Origin of the sequence: Anaerosacchariphilus polymeriproducens, from assembly GCF_003363435.1 — a bacterium.
GTDB lineage: Bacteria > Bacillota > Clostridia > Lachnospirales > Lachnospiraceae > Anaerosacchariphilus > Anaerosacchariphilus polymeriproducens.
This window is the reverse complement of record NZ_QRCT01000016.1, coordinates 16,971-33,294: the sequence shown is the minus strand read 5'-3', so window position 1 is coordinate 33,294 and position 16,324 is coordinate 16,971. Positions and strand designations below refer to the sequence as shown.

The 16,324-nt window shown below is 34.1% G+C and carries 15 protein-coding genes; 10 read left to right on the top strand and 5 right to left on the bottom strand.

Going from position 1 to position 16,324, the window contains the following annotated elements:
* Positions 1-36: 36 nt before the first annotated feature.
* Both DWV06_RS06385 and DWV06_RS06380 read right to left on the bottom strand, forming a co-directional pair.
* Positions 37-1,302, bottom strand: a complete 1,266-nt coding sequence (locus tag DWV06_RS06385) for a peptidoglycan-binding domain-containing protein (protein ID WP_235828907.1) — start codon at positions 1,300-1,302, stop codon at positions 37-39.
* A gap of 67 nt (positions 1,303-1,369) precedes the next feature.
* Entirely contained in the window at positions 1,370-1,726 is a 357-nt protein-coding gene (locus DWV06_RS06380) for a PilZ domain-containing protein (RefSeq protein WP_115481351.1), read from the bottom strand.
* Positions 1,727-2,207: 481 nt separating this feature from the next.
* Here DWV06_RS06380 and DWV06_RS06375 point away from each other — a divergent pair, with 481 nt between their 5' ends.
* The 3 genes from DWV06_RS06375 to DWV06_RS06365 all read left to right on the top strand — a co-directional run bounded on the left by DWV06_RS06375 (position 2,208) and on the right by DWV06_RS06365 (position 5,923).
* Complete coding sequence (locus DWV06_RS06375) at positions 2,208-3,617, top strand: 6-phospho-beta-glucosidase (RefSeq protein WP_115481350.1); 1,410 nt, start codon at positions 2,208-2,210, stop codon at positions 3,615-3,617.
* Between the two features lie 102 nt (positions 3,618-3,719).
* The gene (locus tag DWV06_RS06370) at positions 3,720-5,630 is read left to right on the top strand and encodes a beta-glucoside-specific PTS transporter subunit IIABC (RefSeq protein WP_115481349.1); all 1,911 of its coding nucleotides are present in this window, start codon (positions 3,720-3,722) and stop codon (positions 5,628-5,630) included.
* A gap of 35 nt (positions 5,631-5,665) precedes the next feature.
* A complete protein-coding gene (locus DWV06_RS06365; protein ID WP_115481348.1) occupies positions 5,666-5,923 on the top strand; it encodes an HPr family phosphocarrier protein in 258 nt (85 codons plus the stop codon).
* 177 nt (positions 5,924-6,100) lie between these two features.
* Here DWV06_RS06365 and licT read toward each other — a convergent pair whose 3' ends face one another.
* The gene (licT, locus tag DWV06_RS06360; protein WP_115481347.1) at positions 6,101-6,955 is read right to left on the bottom strand and encodes a BglG family transcription antiterminator LicT; all 855 of its coding nucleotides are present in this window, start codon (positions 6,953-6,955) and stop codon (positions 6,101-6,103) included.
* A gap of 505 nt (positions 6,956-7,460) precedes the next feature.
* Between licT and purC the strand changes: the two genes are divergently transcribed.
* The 4 genes from purC to DWV06_RS06340 are packed head-to-tail and all read left to right on the top strand — an operon-like array spanning position 7,461 to position 11,615.
* Complete coding sequence (gene purC, locus DWV06_RS06355; RefSeq protein ID WP_115481508.1) at positions 7,461-8,165, top strand: phosphoribosylaminoimidazolesuccinocarboxamide synthase; 705 nt, start codon at positions 7,461-7,463, stop codon at positions 8,163-8,165.
* Between the two features lie 26 nt (positions 8,166-8,191).
* The gene (purF, locus tag DWV06_RS06350) at positions 8,192-9,649 is read left to right on the top strand and encodes an amidophosphoribosyltransferase (protein WP_115481346.1); all 1,458 of its coding nucleotides are present in this window, start codon (positions 8,192-8,194) and stop codon (positions 9,647-9,649) included.
* 23 nt (positions 9,650-9,672) lie between these two features.
* A complete protein-coding gene (purB, locus tag DWV06_RS06345) occupies positions 9,673-11,106 on the top strand; it encodes an adenylosuccinate lyase (protein ID WP_115481345.1) in 1,434 nt (477 codons plus the stop codon).
* A 50-nt stretch (positions 11,107-11,156) separates the two neighbouring features.
* A complete protein-coding gene (locus DWV06_RS06340) occupies positions 11,157-11,615 on the top strand; it encodes a beta-class carbonic anhydrase (protein WP_115481344.1) in 459 nt (152 codons plus the stop codon).
* Between the two features lie 48 nt (positions 11,616-11,663).
* Here the strand turns inward: DWV06_RS06340 and DWV06_RS06335 are convergent, their stop codons facing one another.
* The gene (locus DWV06_RS06335; protein WP_115481343.1) at positions 11,664-13,001 is read right to left on the bottom strand and encodes a sensor histidine kinase; all 1,338 of its coding nucleotides are present in this window, start codon (positions 12,999-13,001) and stop codon (positions 11,664-11,666) included.
* A gap of 3 nt (positions 13,002-13,004) precedes the next feature.
* Positions 13,005-13,712 (bottom strand): response regulator transcription factor, encoded by a 708-nt coding sequence (locus DWV06_RS06330; RefSeq protein ID WP_115481342.1) that lies wholly within the window; start codon positions 13,710-13,712, stop codon positions 13,005-13,007.
* 166 nt (positions 13,713-13,878) lie between these two features.
* Between DWV06_RS06330 and DWV06_RS06325 the strand changes: the two genes are divergently transcribed.
* The 3 genes from DWV06_RS06325 to DWV06_RS06315 are packed head-to-tail and all read left to right on the top strand — an operon-like array spanning position 13,879 to position 16,273.
* On the top strand, positions 13,879-14,793 hold the full coding sequence (locus DWV06_RS06325; protein WP_115481341.1) for an ABC transporter ATP-binding protein: 915 nt from the start codon (positions 13,879-13,881) through the stop codon (positions 14,791-14,793).
* Complete coding sequence (locus tag DWV06_RS06320; RefSeq protein ID WP_162300589.1) at positions 14,790-15,536, top strand: ABC transporter permease; 747 nt, start codon at positions 14,790-14,792, stop codon at positions 15,534-15,536. Before DWV06_RS06325 ends, DWV06_RS06320 begins: the two co-directional genes overlap by 4 nt.
* Positions 15,537-15,538: 2 nt before the next feature.
* Positions 15,539-16,273, top strand: coding sequence for an ABC transporter permease (locus DWV06_RS06315; RefSeq protein WP_115481339.1), 735 nt, complete (start codon positions 15,539-15,541; stop codon positions 16,271-16,273).
* The last annotated feature ends 51 nt before the right edge of the window (positions 16,274-16,324 follow it).

Sequence of the window (16,324 nt, the reverse complement as noted above, 5' to 3'; positions counted from 1 at the left end):
TCTCATTTCTTTTATTAAAAAAGACTTCTTTAAAAATTAATTTAATTCTGCGATTCTTGTAACCGCTACATAAATCTCAGAAATTTTGTACCATGTTTTGTAATCTACGATACCATTCGCCGGTAATCCAAATACGGATTGAAATTTTTCAACCGCAGCTTTGGTTTGGAGTCCAAAAATACCGTCTGTAGATAGGGTTGGAATGGCAGGATATGATTTAGCAATTGCATTCAACTGTTCTTGGATATGTTTTACATTATCTCCGGTCGTACCTATCTGCAAAGTTGTTTTTGGCCAAGACATTGGTACTCCTGATACTTCTTCTGTTGTATTAATAAATACATCACTTCCATAGTAATAGCGTAAAATATCGATAGGTGTGTAATTTTGCTCTCCTAAATCTTTTGATCCCCATTGGGACAACCAGTTACTGCATGTGACTCTATATCCATCGCAATACTGTGTCAGGATAGGTTGTTTTACATTAGGGCGAGATATAAAATTGGTAAAAATATTATCAACTACAGAAGAAATGGTATCAAATATATTTCTTCCGGGCATAAATTTGTGATCAAAGGCAGTAGAAGATGTAATTGTAAAGTTGAACCCTTTATTTCGATACCATTCTGTGAAGACACGATTCAGTGTAAAAGACATAATAGCGAAAACGTTAGCTTGAATCGTAGATTCGGGCCAAGTAGCATAAATTTCACTTGATGCCACATTTTTAATATAATCCTTATATCTTACATAATAATCTTTTGCAGTTGTATCGGTAGGAACCCCATCGTGAACTATTACAAATTCCGGAATTACTACACTTCTAAGGACAATTTCACCACTTTCCTGCATAGGCTTAATTTCCGCTTCTGGAATTTTAGGCGGGTAATCTCCATATAATGTGTGATCTGGAATAACGATTTGATTTTCACTCATTTCCGGAACTTCTGTAGGTTCCAGCAATACATTTTGAATAGCAGTAATTGTAGGAAGAATTTCAACACCGGATATTACAATTTCGTTAAAACCTTTAGCCGAAATTTTTAAAGTATATTCGGAATATGGTTGCATATTTTGGGGGGCAAGACTTAATTCAAGAGGAGGAGCTTTTAAATCAAGTGACTCTGTTTGACCAGACATATCAGTAGAAACTGATTCTAAAATATTAGTCGGGTCACCGGTAAAAGAGATTTGTATGGTAGCATTTTGAATCGGATTGTAGTTTGATGCAGAATTTATATTAATTTTTAATTGACCTGTATCAATATTATTAGCTTTTTGGGCATAAATTGAATTTGTCAACTTCCCTACCTCAAATTTAATTTGTTTTTAAATTATATGTATCAGTATCCAAAAGATGCTATTCTACTTAGGAAGAACTTTTATATAATCTAACAAAGTTTTCGATTAATAATGCATTTTCAGGAGTAAGATCAGTGAATTCAGCACCATATCGATATTCAGATTTGTTGATAGGTGAATTATGAATGATTTTTACGATTGTAAAGACCGGTTGCTCAGATTTATCAATGCTTAGTTTGGCATTAAAATAAAAACCAATAGGAAGTATACATTCTGAAATAAATCCTATTCCATATTTGGAAATATTTATGACTTCAATTGGTGAAGAAAGATTATGAATTCCTTGATTATTTTGGTTATATAGATCGGATATAGTAAGCTTTATATTAACAGGAAGGCGTTGGCTGCGTCTTTTTTCAATCATGATAGACTCTCCTTTGATTAAAATAATAATATTACTTCTAATTATAACTAATTTACTAGTAACAGACAAACTATTTTTTTTACAATAGAAAAATTATGTTATCCTATTTGACACCATGGTATTTATCAACTGTGAATTGTGTAGACACAAGTTAATAAAATAGAACTGATATAACGGATTGTGCAATGTGCATAATAATTGAGTATATCAGTGGTTTGAAATATACAAAATATAGTTTTGGTATTGACTTGAGTAGAGACGTATGATATTATTTGCACATAAGGAGCCGTGAGGTTCTACATATTGATAGGATTGTTACTGGTAAGCAGGCAAAACCAACTGAGATTTGTGAATAATATATCACATTCTAGTTGGTTTTTTTATTTATCAAGCAAAACCTAAGTGCCTTAATTTATTTAAGAATCTAATCTTGAATTATATTATTCGGTGCTTAGGTTTTTTTAATAAAAGGAGGAATAATATGGTCAAGAGTTTTACAGAAGGATTTTTATGGGGAGGCGCCGTTGCGGCGAACCAGTGTGAAGGAGCTTATAACTTAGATGGCAAAGGTCTTAGCATTCAGGATGTAACACCCAAAGGAGTGATAGGACCAGTAACAGAGGAACCTACAGAGGATAACATGAAACTAGTAGGAATTGATTTTTACCATCGTTACAAAGAGGATATTAAGCTTCTGGCAGAAATGGGATTCAAAGTATTTCGTACTTCGATTGCTTGGACTAGAATCTTTCCAAATGGAGATGACAAGGAACCAAATGAAAAAGGGCTTCAATTTTATGATAATTTGTTTGATGAGTGTAAAAAATATGGTATGGAACCACTGGTAACCATTTCTCATTATGAAACACCACTTCATTTGGCAAAAGAATATAATGGCTGGACTGATCGTCGGTTAATTGGATTCTTTGAAAATTATATAAGAGCTATTTTTACACGCTACAAGGGGAAAGTGAAATATTGGCTGACATTTAATGAAATTAACTCTATTATACACATTCCTTTACTCGGAGGGGTTATGACTCCGAAAGAAGAATTGTCGGCGCAGGATTTATATCAAGCAATTCACCATGAATTAGTGGCAAGTGCACTGGCAACAAAAATTGCACATGAGATTATGCCAGATGCAAAAGTTGGATGTATGGTAATTGCAGCTCCTGTTTATCCATTAAGTCCGAAACCGGAGGATGTGATTCAGGCACTACAGACTGAGCATGACACATTATTATTTACGGATGTACATGTAAGAGGTAAATATCCATCTTATGCAAAGAGAATTTTTAAGGAAAAAAATATCACGATTCAAATGGAACCTGGTGATGAAGAAATTTTAAGTCATACTGTAGATTTTATTTCTTTCAGCTATTATATGAGTATTTGTGAAACAGCGGACAAGGACAAAAAAGCAGGAAAAGGAAATCTAATGGGTGGAGTTCCAAACCCATATCTTGAAGCAAGTGAATGGGGTTGGCAGATTGATCCAAAGGGTCTTCGCCATGTACTAAATACCTTGTATGACCGTTATCAGAAACCATTATTCATCGTAGAAAACGGATTGGGAGCTGTGGATCAATTAGTAGAAGATGAAAATGGAAATAAAACGGTAATTGATGATTATCGTATTAAATACTTAAATGACCATTTGGTGCAGTTAGCAGAAGCGATTGAAGACGGAGTTGAAGTTATGGGATATACCACTTGGGGATGTATCGATCTAGTAAGTGCCTCTACTGCGGAATTAAAAAAAAGATATGGTTTCATCTATGTAGATCGTAATGACGATGGAAGAGGAACATTGGAACGATATAAGAAAAAATCATTTTATTGGTATAAAGAAGTCATTGAAAGCAACGGAGCATCACTGCAAGAGTAGAAGCGATGAAGGAGAAATTACCTTGCTTACATTAAGCATGGTGTTGGGATTACGCAAATTGGTCAGAGAACTTGACCTGGGAGAAGAATAGGAGAAGAAAGTATGGCAAGTAAGTATGATGCATTAGCAAGAATTATTATTCAAAATGTGGGTGGGAAATCTAATGTAATTAGTTTATCCCACTGCATTACCAGACTTCGTTTTAAATTGAAGGATGTAAGCAAGGCAAATACCGAAGTATTGAAAAGAACAGATGGTGTTGTTACAGTAATCCAAAGTGGTGGACAGTATCAAGTGGTTATCGGAAACCATGTACCAGATGTTTTCGAGGCGGTGAATAATATTGGTGGTTTTGGAACCGGTGCAAGTGAAGAAGTTTCAACAGAACACAAAGAAAAACAAAGCCCTGGAGCTGCACTGATTGACATTATTTCTGGTGTATTCCAACCTACACTGGGTGTATTAGCTGCAACTGGTATGATCAAAGGATTATTGGCACTGTTTATATTCTTTAAAGTTATGTCAAATACCAGTGGTACTTATCAGTTACTTTATTCGGCAGCAGATGGTTTTTTCTATTTCTTACCGATTTTCTTGGGATTAAATGCTGCAAAGAAATTCAATATGAATCAATTTACTGGTATGGCAATAGGCGCATCCTTATTATATCCATCGATCGTTGCATTATCCAGCGGTAAAGCACTGATCACTGTGTTTACAGGTACTGCATTTCAGACTAACGTATATACTGAGTTTTTAGGAATTCCTGTTTTACTTCCGGCCGGTGGTTATGCTTCTACCGTAGTACCAATTATTTTTGCAGTATTTATTGCTAGTAAAATTGAAAAATTTTGGAAGAAAATTATTCCAGATGTAGTTAAAACATTCGTAGTACCTATGCTTACGTTAACAATTTCAATACCTTTGACTTTCTTAGTAATTGGGCCAATTGCTTCCATTTTATCATCAGCGGTAGGTTTTTCAGCAACAAATGTATACAATTTAAGTCCAATCTTAGCAGGTATTATCGTTGGTACTTTCTGGCAGGTATTAGTAATCTTCGGATTACACTGGGGACTTGTTCCAATTTTATTCATGAATTATAGCTCATTGGGATATGATTCTGTATTATCCGGATTTTTTGCACCATCCTTTGCACAGACAGCAGTTGTACTTGCAATTTTATTTAAAACAAAAGACAAAAAGATCAGATCACTTGCGATTCCAGCAGCAATATCCGGAATTTTTGGTGTAACAGAACCAGCAATTTATGGTATTACTCTTCCAAAAAAGAAACCATTTATTATTTCCTGTATCGCAGGCGGAATTGGTGGCGGAATTATGGGACTAGCTGGATGTAAATCATACATGCTTGGTGGACTTGGTATATTTGGATTCCCAAATTACATTAATTCAAAAACAAATGATGCATCTAGCATGCTTTGGGCAATAGTAGCGGTTGCAGTTGCAATGATAATTGGTTTTGTACTTACCATGATTACATACAAAGATGATGTAGTAGAAGAAAGCGCTGTAGTCCATGATATTGCTGGCAAGGAAGAAATTATTTACAATCCAATTAAAGGTGAAGTAATTGCATTAAGCTTGGTTGAAGATGACGCATTCTCCACAGGTGCACTTGGAACAGGTGTAGCAATTAAACCAACGGAAGGCGTTGTTGTTGCACCAGTAGATGCTGTTGTAAGCGCATTATTCCCAACGGGTCATGCCATTGGATTAACAACGGAGCATGGTGCAGAAATATTAATTCACGTAGGTATGAACACTGTTAAATTAAATGGAAAACACTTTACTTGCAATGTAAAAATGGGTGAAGCAGTGAAAAAAGGACAAATTCTACAATTATTTGATAGGGATGCGATCAAGAGTGAAGGATATTCAACTATCACACCAGTTATTATCACAAATACAGATAAATTTGCAGATATTTCATACAGTACTGGAAAAACCCTAAATCAACAGGATGAATTAATGTCCTTACTGCATAAATAAAACCTGTAACAGAGAGGAAGAAAGTGGTGAAATAAATGAAAAATTTTAATTATAAGATAACAGATGACCTTGGCATTCATGCAAGGCCAGCAGGGCTCTTGGTAAAAGAAGCGGGCAAATATAGTAGCAAAATTCAATTGATCTGTGGAGAAAAATCCGTAGAAGCGAAGAAACTATTAGGTGTTATGGGAATGGGGATTAAATGTAAACAGACCGTAACAATCACAGCAGAAGGCGAGGATGAAGCAGCGGCAATCGAAGGAATGAAAGCATTTTTTCAAGAAAATTTATAATGTTATCCCTCATTCTAACCCATACCTCAGATTAGAAAAATATAGAAATCCTCATAAAAAAACAGAGCCTCTAATACAGGCTCTGTCAGATTGTTATGGGAAAATTCAATATGGCCAAGGATGTTTAAGCAGGCACACACAGCCTAAAGAAAAGGCTCTGTGTGCTTGCTTGCAGGACTATTTCAAAGATTCTTCTGTCTCATTCTTTTGGGTGGTAATACGCTTAATGTGAACGGTAAGATAAGTCATCTCTTCTGGAGAAACAGCAAAGTGAAATTCGCTTTCAATAAAGTGTTTGATTTTCTCAGAACACTTATACTCTTTGGGGTACTTGCTTTTGATGATCTCATGGAGTTCCATGTCGTCCTCATGTCTACTGTTGGTAACGACCCTCAGGGCGAAGAATTTTAGGTGGGTCAGGAATCTTTCGTAACTTAAAGATTCTTGATCAATTTCAATGTTAAAGGAATAACTTACAATTTTAAATACAGTCTGCACAATTTTTGTAACATCAATGGTGTGAGGCATATCCGTTCCTAATTCAGCATTCACGAAGTGCATGGCAATGGAAGCTGCTTCATCCTCGGTAAGTTGCGTATCACAATGAGAATTAATCATGGAAACGGCATTACATCCAGCTTCAAATTCTTTGGCATAGTATTTCTTGATTTCCCATATGAGTGGGTTTTTGAAATTGATGTTCTCCCTATAACGTAGAATGGCGTAATTCACGTGATCGATTAAGGTAATATAAATATTCCGGTTCATTTTTCTCTCAATAATTTCTTTGGATTGTTCAATAATCTGATTCACCAACTGAACATGCTCCAAGGGGATTTCGGCTAAAAGATCCTGAAGCTGCCTGGTTTCTGCATTACTTTCCATTCTGAAAACTTTTTCTACCTTACTTTCGTCAATGGTCTGCCCGACCTTGACCTGAAACCCAAGGCCTCGCCCCATCACAACCAATTCCCTTCCTTTTTCATCGGAAGAGCTTATGATGTTGTTGTTGATAATTTTCATGATTTCCATGTTTTATAACTCCTTTTTATCAATAAGCTGTACCAGTTCCAAAATTATATAGAAGAACTTCATGCCAATAAAAAAACCACTTTTCCTAGAGTTACAATATGCTACGTAACTTAAAAAAGTGGTTTAGCCTGCATTACCAGTAACCATCCATGAAGTATGAACAATACTTGTTAAACTTGTATATTAATCATATCATAGACCTAGATTTGTGTCAAAGAGTTTGCACACATTTGTTATAAAAATAATGGATAAACTTAAGAAGTTATAAGATATATACAAAGTATCTACATTCTTGAAAGAAAAATCATATGAGAGTTTACAGTTGAATTAGGAAAAAAATACCATAAGCATTGAAACAGGTTTCTTTTTTTACCAAATTTTCAAGTTCATACAGCAAACAATTTTTTTTACAATGGTTGACTTTCAACGTTGTCATGTTTATAATTCATGTGTAGTTTGTTTCAAAATATACAGTAAATTAAGATGAAAAGGATAGGTGTGAATGATGCAAAAGTTAGATATGTTATACGAAGGAAAAGCTAAAAAAGTATTTAAAACAGATGTAGAAGATGTCTTAATTGTAGATTATAAAGACGATGCAACTGCATTTAATGGTGAAAAAAAGGGTACTATTGTTGGAAAAGGTGTTATTAATAACCGAATGTCAAATTATCTTTTCCAAGTGTTAGAAAAAGAAGGAGTACCGACTCACTATATTGAGGAACTAAGCGATAGGGAAACAGCAGTGAAAGCAGTCGAAATTGTACCTCTGGAAGTGATTATACGAAATATAGCTGCAGGAAGCTTTTCCAAAAAACTAGGCATTGAAGAAGGAAGACAATTATTAACACCTACATTTGAATTAAGTTATAAAGATGATGCGTTGGGCGATCCTATGATTAATGATTATTATGCGGTCGCTATAGGAGCCTCAACGAAGGAAGAGATTGAGAAAATAACCAATTATGCTTTTAAAGTAAATGAAGTGCTCAGTAAGTTTTTTGCAGAAGCAGGAATCGAATTGGTTGATTTTAAGATTGAATTCGGAAGATATAAAGGTGATATTATTTTAGCAGATGAAATATCCCCGGATACTTGTAGACTATGGGATGCAAAAACACATGAAAAATTAGATAAGGACCGTTTCAGAAGAGACATGGGGAATGTTGAAGATGCATACCAAGAAGTTTTTAAACGTATTGGATTATAACAATATTAGTTAGAAAGAGGTAAAAGATGCAGAATAAAAATGTCCATGAACAATTTGAAAATATGGATAAATTGAGTGAAGAATGCGGTGTCTTTGGTATCTATGATTTTGATGGAGGAGACGTTGCATCTACTATATATTATGGTTTGTTTGCATTGCAGCATAGAGGTCAGGAAAGTTGCGGTATTGCGGTAAGTGATACCAAAGGTCCGAAAGGAAAAGTGTTATCCTATAAAGGTATGGGGCTGGTTAACGAAGTCTTTACTCCTGAAAATGTAGATATAGATGCTATGAAGGGGGATATCGGAGTAGGTCATGTACGATATTCTACTGCTGGAAGCAGTACGAGAGAAAATGCCCAGCCTTTGGTTATAAATTATGTAAAAGGAACTTTAGCATTAGCGCATAATGGGAACTTAATTAATGCAATTGAATTAAGGAAAGAATTAGAATATACAGGAGCTATTTTTCAAACAACAATAGATACTGAAGTAATTGCTTATTATATTGCGCGAGAAAGATTGAATTCCAAGACAGTAGAAGAAGCAGTCGGACGAGCAATGGATAAGATAAAAGGAGCTTATTCTTTGATTGTTATGAGCCCTAGAAAATTAATTGGAGCAAGGGATCCGCTTGGATTCAAACCATTATGTATCGGGAAAAGAGAAAATGCATATATAATTACTTCAGAAACGTGTGCTCTAGAGACGATAGGAGCTGAATATGTTCGTGATATTTTGCCTGGTGAAATTGTTACGATTACACCAGAAGGAGGAATTCAATCAGACACCTCTCATTGTTTAAAAAAAGAAGAACAGGCCAGATGTGTATTTGAATATATATATTTTTCAAGACCGGATAGTCACATTGATGGTGTAGGTGTTTTCCAATCAAGAATGCAGGCAGGACGATTTTTGGCTATTGATTCACCCGTCGAAGCAGATGTGGTAGTAGGGGTTCCGGAATCTGGAAACGCAGCGGCACAAGGGTATGCATTAGAAGCAGGGATTCCATATGGAACTGCTTTTGTAAAAAATGGTTATGTCGGACGTACTTTCATTAAGCCAAAACAGAGTAATCGTGAATCCAGTGTTAGGATTAAACTTAATGCTATGAAAGAAGTAGTGAATGGAAAACGAGTGATAATGATTGATGATTCCATAGTCCGTGGCACAACTAGCGATCGTATTGTAGGAATGTTAAAAGAAGCTGGAGCAAAAGAAGTACATGTGAGAATCAGTTCTCCTCCATTTTTATGGCCATGTTATTTCGGAACTGATGTACCTGCAAGAGAACAGTTAATCGCATATAATCGTTCTGTTGAAGAAATATGTCAGGTGATTGGTGCCGATTCTTTAGCATACTTAAAGATTGAGCGTCTGAAGGAAATTGTAAACAATTTAGATATTTGTAGTGGATGTTTTACTGGAAAATATCCTTTAGAACCTCCTAAAGAGGACATTCGCGGTGAATATCAAAAATAATTAGTATAAAGAAGGAGAGACTTATGACAACGGATAAATATCAAAGTCCACTATCTGAGCGTTATGCAAGTAAAGAAATGCAATATATTTTTTCGCCGGATATGAAGTTTAAAACGTGGAGAAGACTTTGGATCGCGCTTGCAGAAACAGAAAAAGAACTTGGATTGCATATTACAGAAGAACAAATAGAAGAATTGAAAGCGAACAAAGATAATATTAACTTTGAAGTAGCGAAAGAACGTGAAAAATTGGTACGTCATGATGTAATGTCACACGTATATGCATATGGTGTACAATGTCCAAAAGCAAAAGGGATCATTCATTTAGGAGCAACTTCCTGCTATGTTGGAGACAATACAGATGTTATCGTTATGGCAGAAGGGCTAAAATTAGTAAAGAAAAAACTAGTGAATGTACTTTCAGAACTTGCTGTATTTGCTGAAAAATATAAAGCCTTACCTACTTTAGGGTTTACTCATTTTCAGCCGGCGCAACCAACTACTGTAGGAAAAAGAGCTACTTTATGGATGCAGGAGTTTTTATTAGATTTAGAAGATTTGGATTATGTAATAAACAGTCTAAAATTGTTAGGTTCCAAAGGTACAACTGGAACGCAGGCAAGTTTTTTAGAATTATTCGATGGAGATCAGGAAAAGATTGATAAGATTGATCCTATGATCGCAGAGAAAATGGGATTTCAAGAATGTTATCCGGTATCAGGACAAACTTACTCTAGAAAAGTAGACACAAGAGTTCTGAATGTACTTGCAGGTATTGCAGCAAGTGCACATAAGTTCTCCAATGATATCCGTTTATTACAACACTTAAAAGAAATTGAAGAACCTTTTGAAAAAAATCAAATAGGTTCCTCTGCGATGGCTTATAAGAGAAATCCAATGCGTAGTGAAAGAATTGCATCATTGGCTCGTTATGTTATGGTAGATGCTTTAAACCCGGCAATTACTTCAGCGACTCAATGGTTTGAGAGAACTTTAGATGATTCAGCTAATAAAAGATTAAGTATTCCGGAAGGATTTCTAGCAATTGACGGTATTTTAGACCTCTGCTTAAATGTTGTTGATGGTCTTGTAGTATATGATAAAGTTATAACGAAACGTTTAATGTCAGAATTACCTTTTATGGCAACGGAAAACATTATGATGGATGCGGTAAAAGCAGGTGGCGACAGACAGGAACTGCACGAAAGAATACGTGAACTTTCCATGGAAGCCGGTAAAAATGTGAAAGAAAAAGGAGTGGATAATAATCTTTTGGAATTAATTGCTGCAGATTCTGCATTTAATATGAGTTTGGAAGATTTGCAAAAGACAATGGATCCTTCAAAATATGTAGGCAGATCAAAAGAACAAGTAGAGTCATTCTTGAATAAAGTAGTGAAACCTGTTTTGGAGCAGAATAAGGAATTACTAGGAATGAAGGCAGAAATAAATGTCTAATAATGTTAAGCTAAATTAAGGATTAATATCAATGAGCATAATAAAAGAAAATTGCTATTGTTTCTTGCTTGGACACTCGTCTGACTCAATTATTACCTGAGGCACTTGGTATAAAAAATGGAGATGCTAAAATAATTAAAAATGCAGGAGCAGTTATTTCCCATAAATTTGGCAGTGTAATGAGAAGCTTGCTGATAGGTATTTATAATTTAGGCATAAGTGAAATTTTAGTAATCAGTCATACTGATTGCGGAGTACAGTATATTGATAATAAGATAATGATTGAAAAAATGTTGGAACGAGGAATTTCCCAATCAAATCTAGATATGGTTAAATACTGTGGGGTTGATTTTGATTCATGGCTTAGTGGATTTGAGGATTTGAATACTTCTGTTTTAGAATCGGTAAATTTAATTCAGCAACATCCACTTGTACCGGAGGATGTGAATGTTTATGGATTGGTTATTGATTCCGTTACAGGAGAGTTGGAAATAGTAAACGATAAATAGACAATATTATTAAGGCAGCTAAAATATTAGCTGCCTTAGTTTTTTGCTTTACAAAGGCATTTTTATGATAATTTGTTCATTTGAGAAAGTTATTTCACTATTATGTGCCAGGATAATCTGTTTTACAATTCTTAATCCCATAATGTGAGTTTTTTCATCGGGTTCAGAATCAGTTTTTAAAAGTTCAATGATTTTTTTGGGAATGCCTTTTCCAGAATCACAAAAGCTTATAGAAACATAACTTGATTCTAAAATAACAGAAACATTAATATGGCATCCATTTTTGTTATGTTTGATGCTGTTTAAGATAATATTTGAATAAGCACGATATAAGAGATTTGTATCACCAAGGAGAAAAATATTTTCTAAAGAGGAAGGCAAATCAATATAAATCTGATACTTATCATCCATATCTTGATTCAAAAAGTCGGTAACTACTTTTCTTAAAAGAGCAGATAGTTTGTATTTCGTGAAACGTAACGGATGCATATTGTATTCTAATTTTGAAGTAAGATTTAAGTCCTCAATCAATTTTTTTATTTGAAAACTTTGTTCTTCGATAGTAGAGATCTGCTTTTTTTGTTTTTGGGATAAGGCAGCATCCGACTTGAGGCAATCTGTGTATCCCATAATGATAGAAAGTGGAGTTCGAATATCATGGGAAACACCACTAATCCACCTGGTTCGTGCAGAATCCCTTTTGGAAAGAAAATCATTTTGTTTATTTAAGAGAGTTGCTGTTTGATTTAAGTGCTTGGCCAATAATTCAGTCATACCTTTTTCGGGAAGCGGGGTATAAGATTGGTTAGCAAGTCCCGCGATTCCATTTGTAATAATACGCAAAGAACGATAAAATCGATACCCAAATAATAAGGAAAGTAAAAGTATAAATATAAAATTAATTATTAGAATACTTAAAATTATGACAGGGAATTTGTATACTGCAGTTGTTGGAATTTCTAGACTTGATTTCCAAAGGCTGCGTTTCGGAGAACCTACAATTAATAGACCATATTTTGTGTTCCAGCCATTTACAGGGTAATCTTTTAAATACCATTTGCTAAAAGAAGCAATATCAGAACTTGTATAAGTCTTAAAAAGGTCACTTGGTAACTGCCAGTCCCAAATAATATTCCCATTGTCATCCAGTAACATTGCCCATGAATATTTTGACTGCAATAGATCTAAACCATTAGAGGATAAGGATACGCCAGAATTTGATTGTGTTAATTCTTTTGCAATTTTATCTAATGAAATGTTAGATTTAGAAGTTGAAAAATAGAATACAAAGCAAGCGTAGATACAGAAATTAAAAATAAGTGTAATTAAGATAATCAATAGTGCAGTTAAAATAAAATTAGATAGAATTTTTCTTAAACTTTTCAAAACTTAGTCTCCTTTCATCAATTTGTAGCCAAGTCCCCTAAATGTTAAAAGCCACTTTGGCTCAGATGGCATATCTTCAATTTTTTCTCTTAACCTTCGAATATGAACCATTAATGTGTTTTCATATCCATAATAATTTTCTCCCCAAACAGCATCAGAAAGTGAATCGAAAGTTACAATATTACCTCTATTATCATTTAGTTTTTTTAATAAAGTGAGTTCTTTTGCAGTAAGGGCAATCGTTTGAGTAGGAGTAGTGACAACTCCACTGCTAAAATTAATATTACGTATTCCAAGTGTTAAGGTTTGGGTGGTTATGTTATGGAGCGGTAAATAGGTTCTCTTAAGTATTGCGGACAATCGAAGTAATAGTTCCGTAGGAAGGAAAGGTTTCGTAATATAGTCATCTGCACCCAGACCAAGACCTAACAGGCGGTCATTGTCTTCATCCTTAGCGGAAAGGAATAAGACGGGAGCATCTGAAATTAGGCGGAATGCCCGCATTAATGAGAAACCGTCTCCATCTGGAAGCATGATATCCAGTATCACGATATCAGGTACATAATTCTGAAAGCAATTGGTAGCTTCTTTACAGTTTTTTGCTGTCATGAGACTTTGATAACCTTCTTTTTTTAAAAGGTTAAATAAAAGATTCCGTATTTCATCATTATCATCTACCATTAAAATTTTACTTTTCAATATATTATTCATAAAATCACTCATTTCTTTTATCTTTAAATCAATTATAATGCAATTTTAGCTTTTTGTAGAGAGGATATAATAAAGTTAAGGTAAATGTAAGGTTAGTGTCAGGTCTTAGTAAGGCAGATGATATAGAATTAAAGAATGAAATCAATTAAAAGAGAGTGGAGGAAATATGAATTATATTATTGAAACAAAAATGCTGAGTAAACAATATGGAAATAAATATTCCGTAAAGCAACTAGATTTAAGAGTTCCTGTTGGTAGTGTATATGGATTTTTAGGACCAAACGGGGCAGGGAAAACCACAAGTATGAAGATGGTTCTTGGTTTAATTAAGCCGACAGAAGGTAATGTTAGAATTTTGGGAAAACAGCTTTGTGAAAAAAATAGAATTACAATCTTAAAAAATACAGGTTCCCTGATTGAGTCTCCTTCTTATTATGGACATTTAACAGGAGGAGAGAATTTAGAGATTGTTCGAATATTGAAAAATGTTTCTAAATCTGAAATTGGAAATGTTTTAAAAATAGTAAGATTAGAAGAAGAACAACATAAGAAGGTTAAAAATTATTCGTTAGGAATGAAGCAAAGACTGGGATTAGCTGTTGCATTGATTGGGAGGCCTAAATTACTTCTTTTGGATGAACCAACCAATGGATTAGATCCGGCCGGAATTCAAGAGATGAGAGAATTAATTAAAAGTCTGCCACAAAAATACGGAATGACAGTGATGGTATCCAGTCACTTATTAAGTGAGGTAGATCAAATGGCTACCAATGTTGGAATCATTGATAATGGAGAATTGATATTTCAAGATAATCTTAGTCTGCTTCATCAACAGGCGAGTAAAAAAATTCATATCCGTACCTTAGATCAGGTAAAGGCTTTTGAGGTGTTAAATCAAAATGCTATAAAGTATAAAGTAGAGCAGGAGAATATTGTATTACCAATACTTGCAGAAATAGAAGTGGCAAATATTGTTTCCTTATTAGTAGAGAATGGAATTGGTATTACAAGAGTAATAGAAAAGCAGAAGAGCCTTGAAGAAATATTCATAAGTCTGACAGGGAAGCAGGTGAGTTTGTGAAGCTATTAACCACCGAAATAAAAAAAACCAGATATCGCAAAATTTGGCTGCTATTACTGGTGCCGCTTGCAATTCAAGGAATATGGATGTTATTTATAACATCGCATACGAATCAGGCACAATTAAACATGGGTTATTCTAATTTGCTATATTTTATGTCTACGATGAATGTGATTATCATACCAATTGTTATGGCAATGCTCGCAAGCCGTTTATGTGATATAGAGAATAAAGGGAACACACTGAAATTACTATATACGTTAGAAGAAAAAGGTAAAGTTTTTGATTATAAGCTAATTCTTGGCAGTATCTATATATTAGGATTTACAATATTACAGATGATATGTATCAAACTTGTAGGTGGTATTTTTAAGTTCACACAGATGTTAGAAACACACATGTGGATAGAATTTATAGTATCAACATTTACGGTAAGTGTAATATTATTCTTAATACATCAAATATTATCATTTCAATTTAAGAATCAGGTCGCTTGTCTAACAGTAGGGATTGGAGGTACTTTTTTCGGTTTATTTTCAATGTTTTTTCCTGCTCCATTCCCTTATTTTATTATATGGGGTTATTATTCTATTCTTAGTGGTTTTCGTTTTAGGAATGTACCGGCAGGAGTCATGAAGGTATACGAGATTCCATATAAAACCGAAGCATTGTTTTTCTTAGCTGTTTTAGGGATTATTATTTATTTAGTTGGAAAGAAATTATTTTTAAGAAGGGAAGTGTAAGTGTGTTATTTAGATGTATACAGGTGGAACAAAAAAAACTAAGAAAATCTTATTTATGGTTTGTATTTTTATTAATTCCATGCATACCTGCAATTATGGGAACTTTTAATTATTTACAAAGTCTAGAGACTTTAAAATCAGAATGGTACAGCCTTTGGACACAACACACTTTATTTTATTCCAGTTTTTTCTATGCACCATTAATTGCTGTTTATTGCTCTTATCTATGGAGGCTTGAGCATTTAAATCAAAATTGGAATTTTGTTATGACTGTGCCTGTTCCTAGATTTTGTTTATTTCTCGCAAAGTTTTCAATGGTTTTTTTTATGACAATATTAACTCAAATCTGGGTAGGGATTTTATTTTATATGAGTGGAAAATTTGCAGGCCTTTCAGGAACTGTTCCAATAGAGATATGGACATGGATTTTACGAGGAAGTATTGCGGGGACTGTGATAATTCTCTTGCAGTTATACTTATCTATGATAATCCGCAGCTTTTCTGTTCCTGTAGTAATTTCTTTAATTGGTAGTATTGTAGGATTAGTTATTAATAGTATGGGGATTGGATTTGCTTGGCCTTATTCATTATTGTTAATAGGTATGAATGCTAATAGAGAAAATGAGATGTTGGGAAATAGAAATTACATTTTCATATTGAGTTGTCTTATCTTCTGTGTCATGATAATAGGGATAAGTATGTTTCGGTTAAAGAAAAAAGATATTAAGACATCGTAAAAGATAAGGTTGTGACGTTAGTTTAAGTCACAACCTTATTTCCGTTAAGCT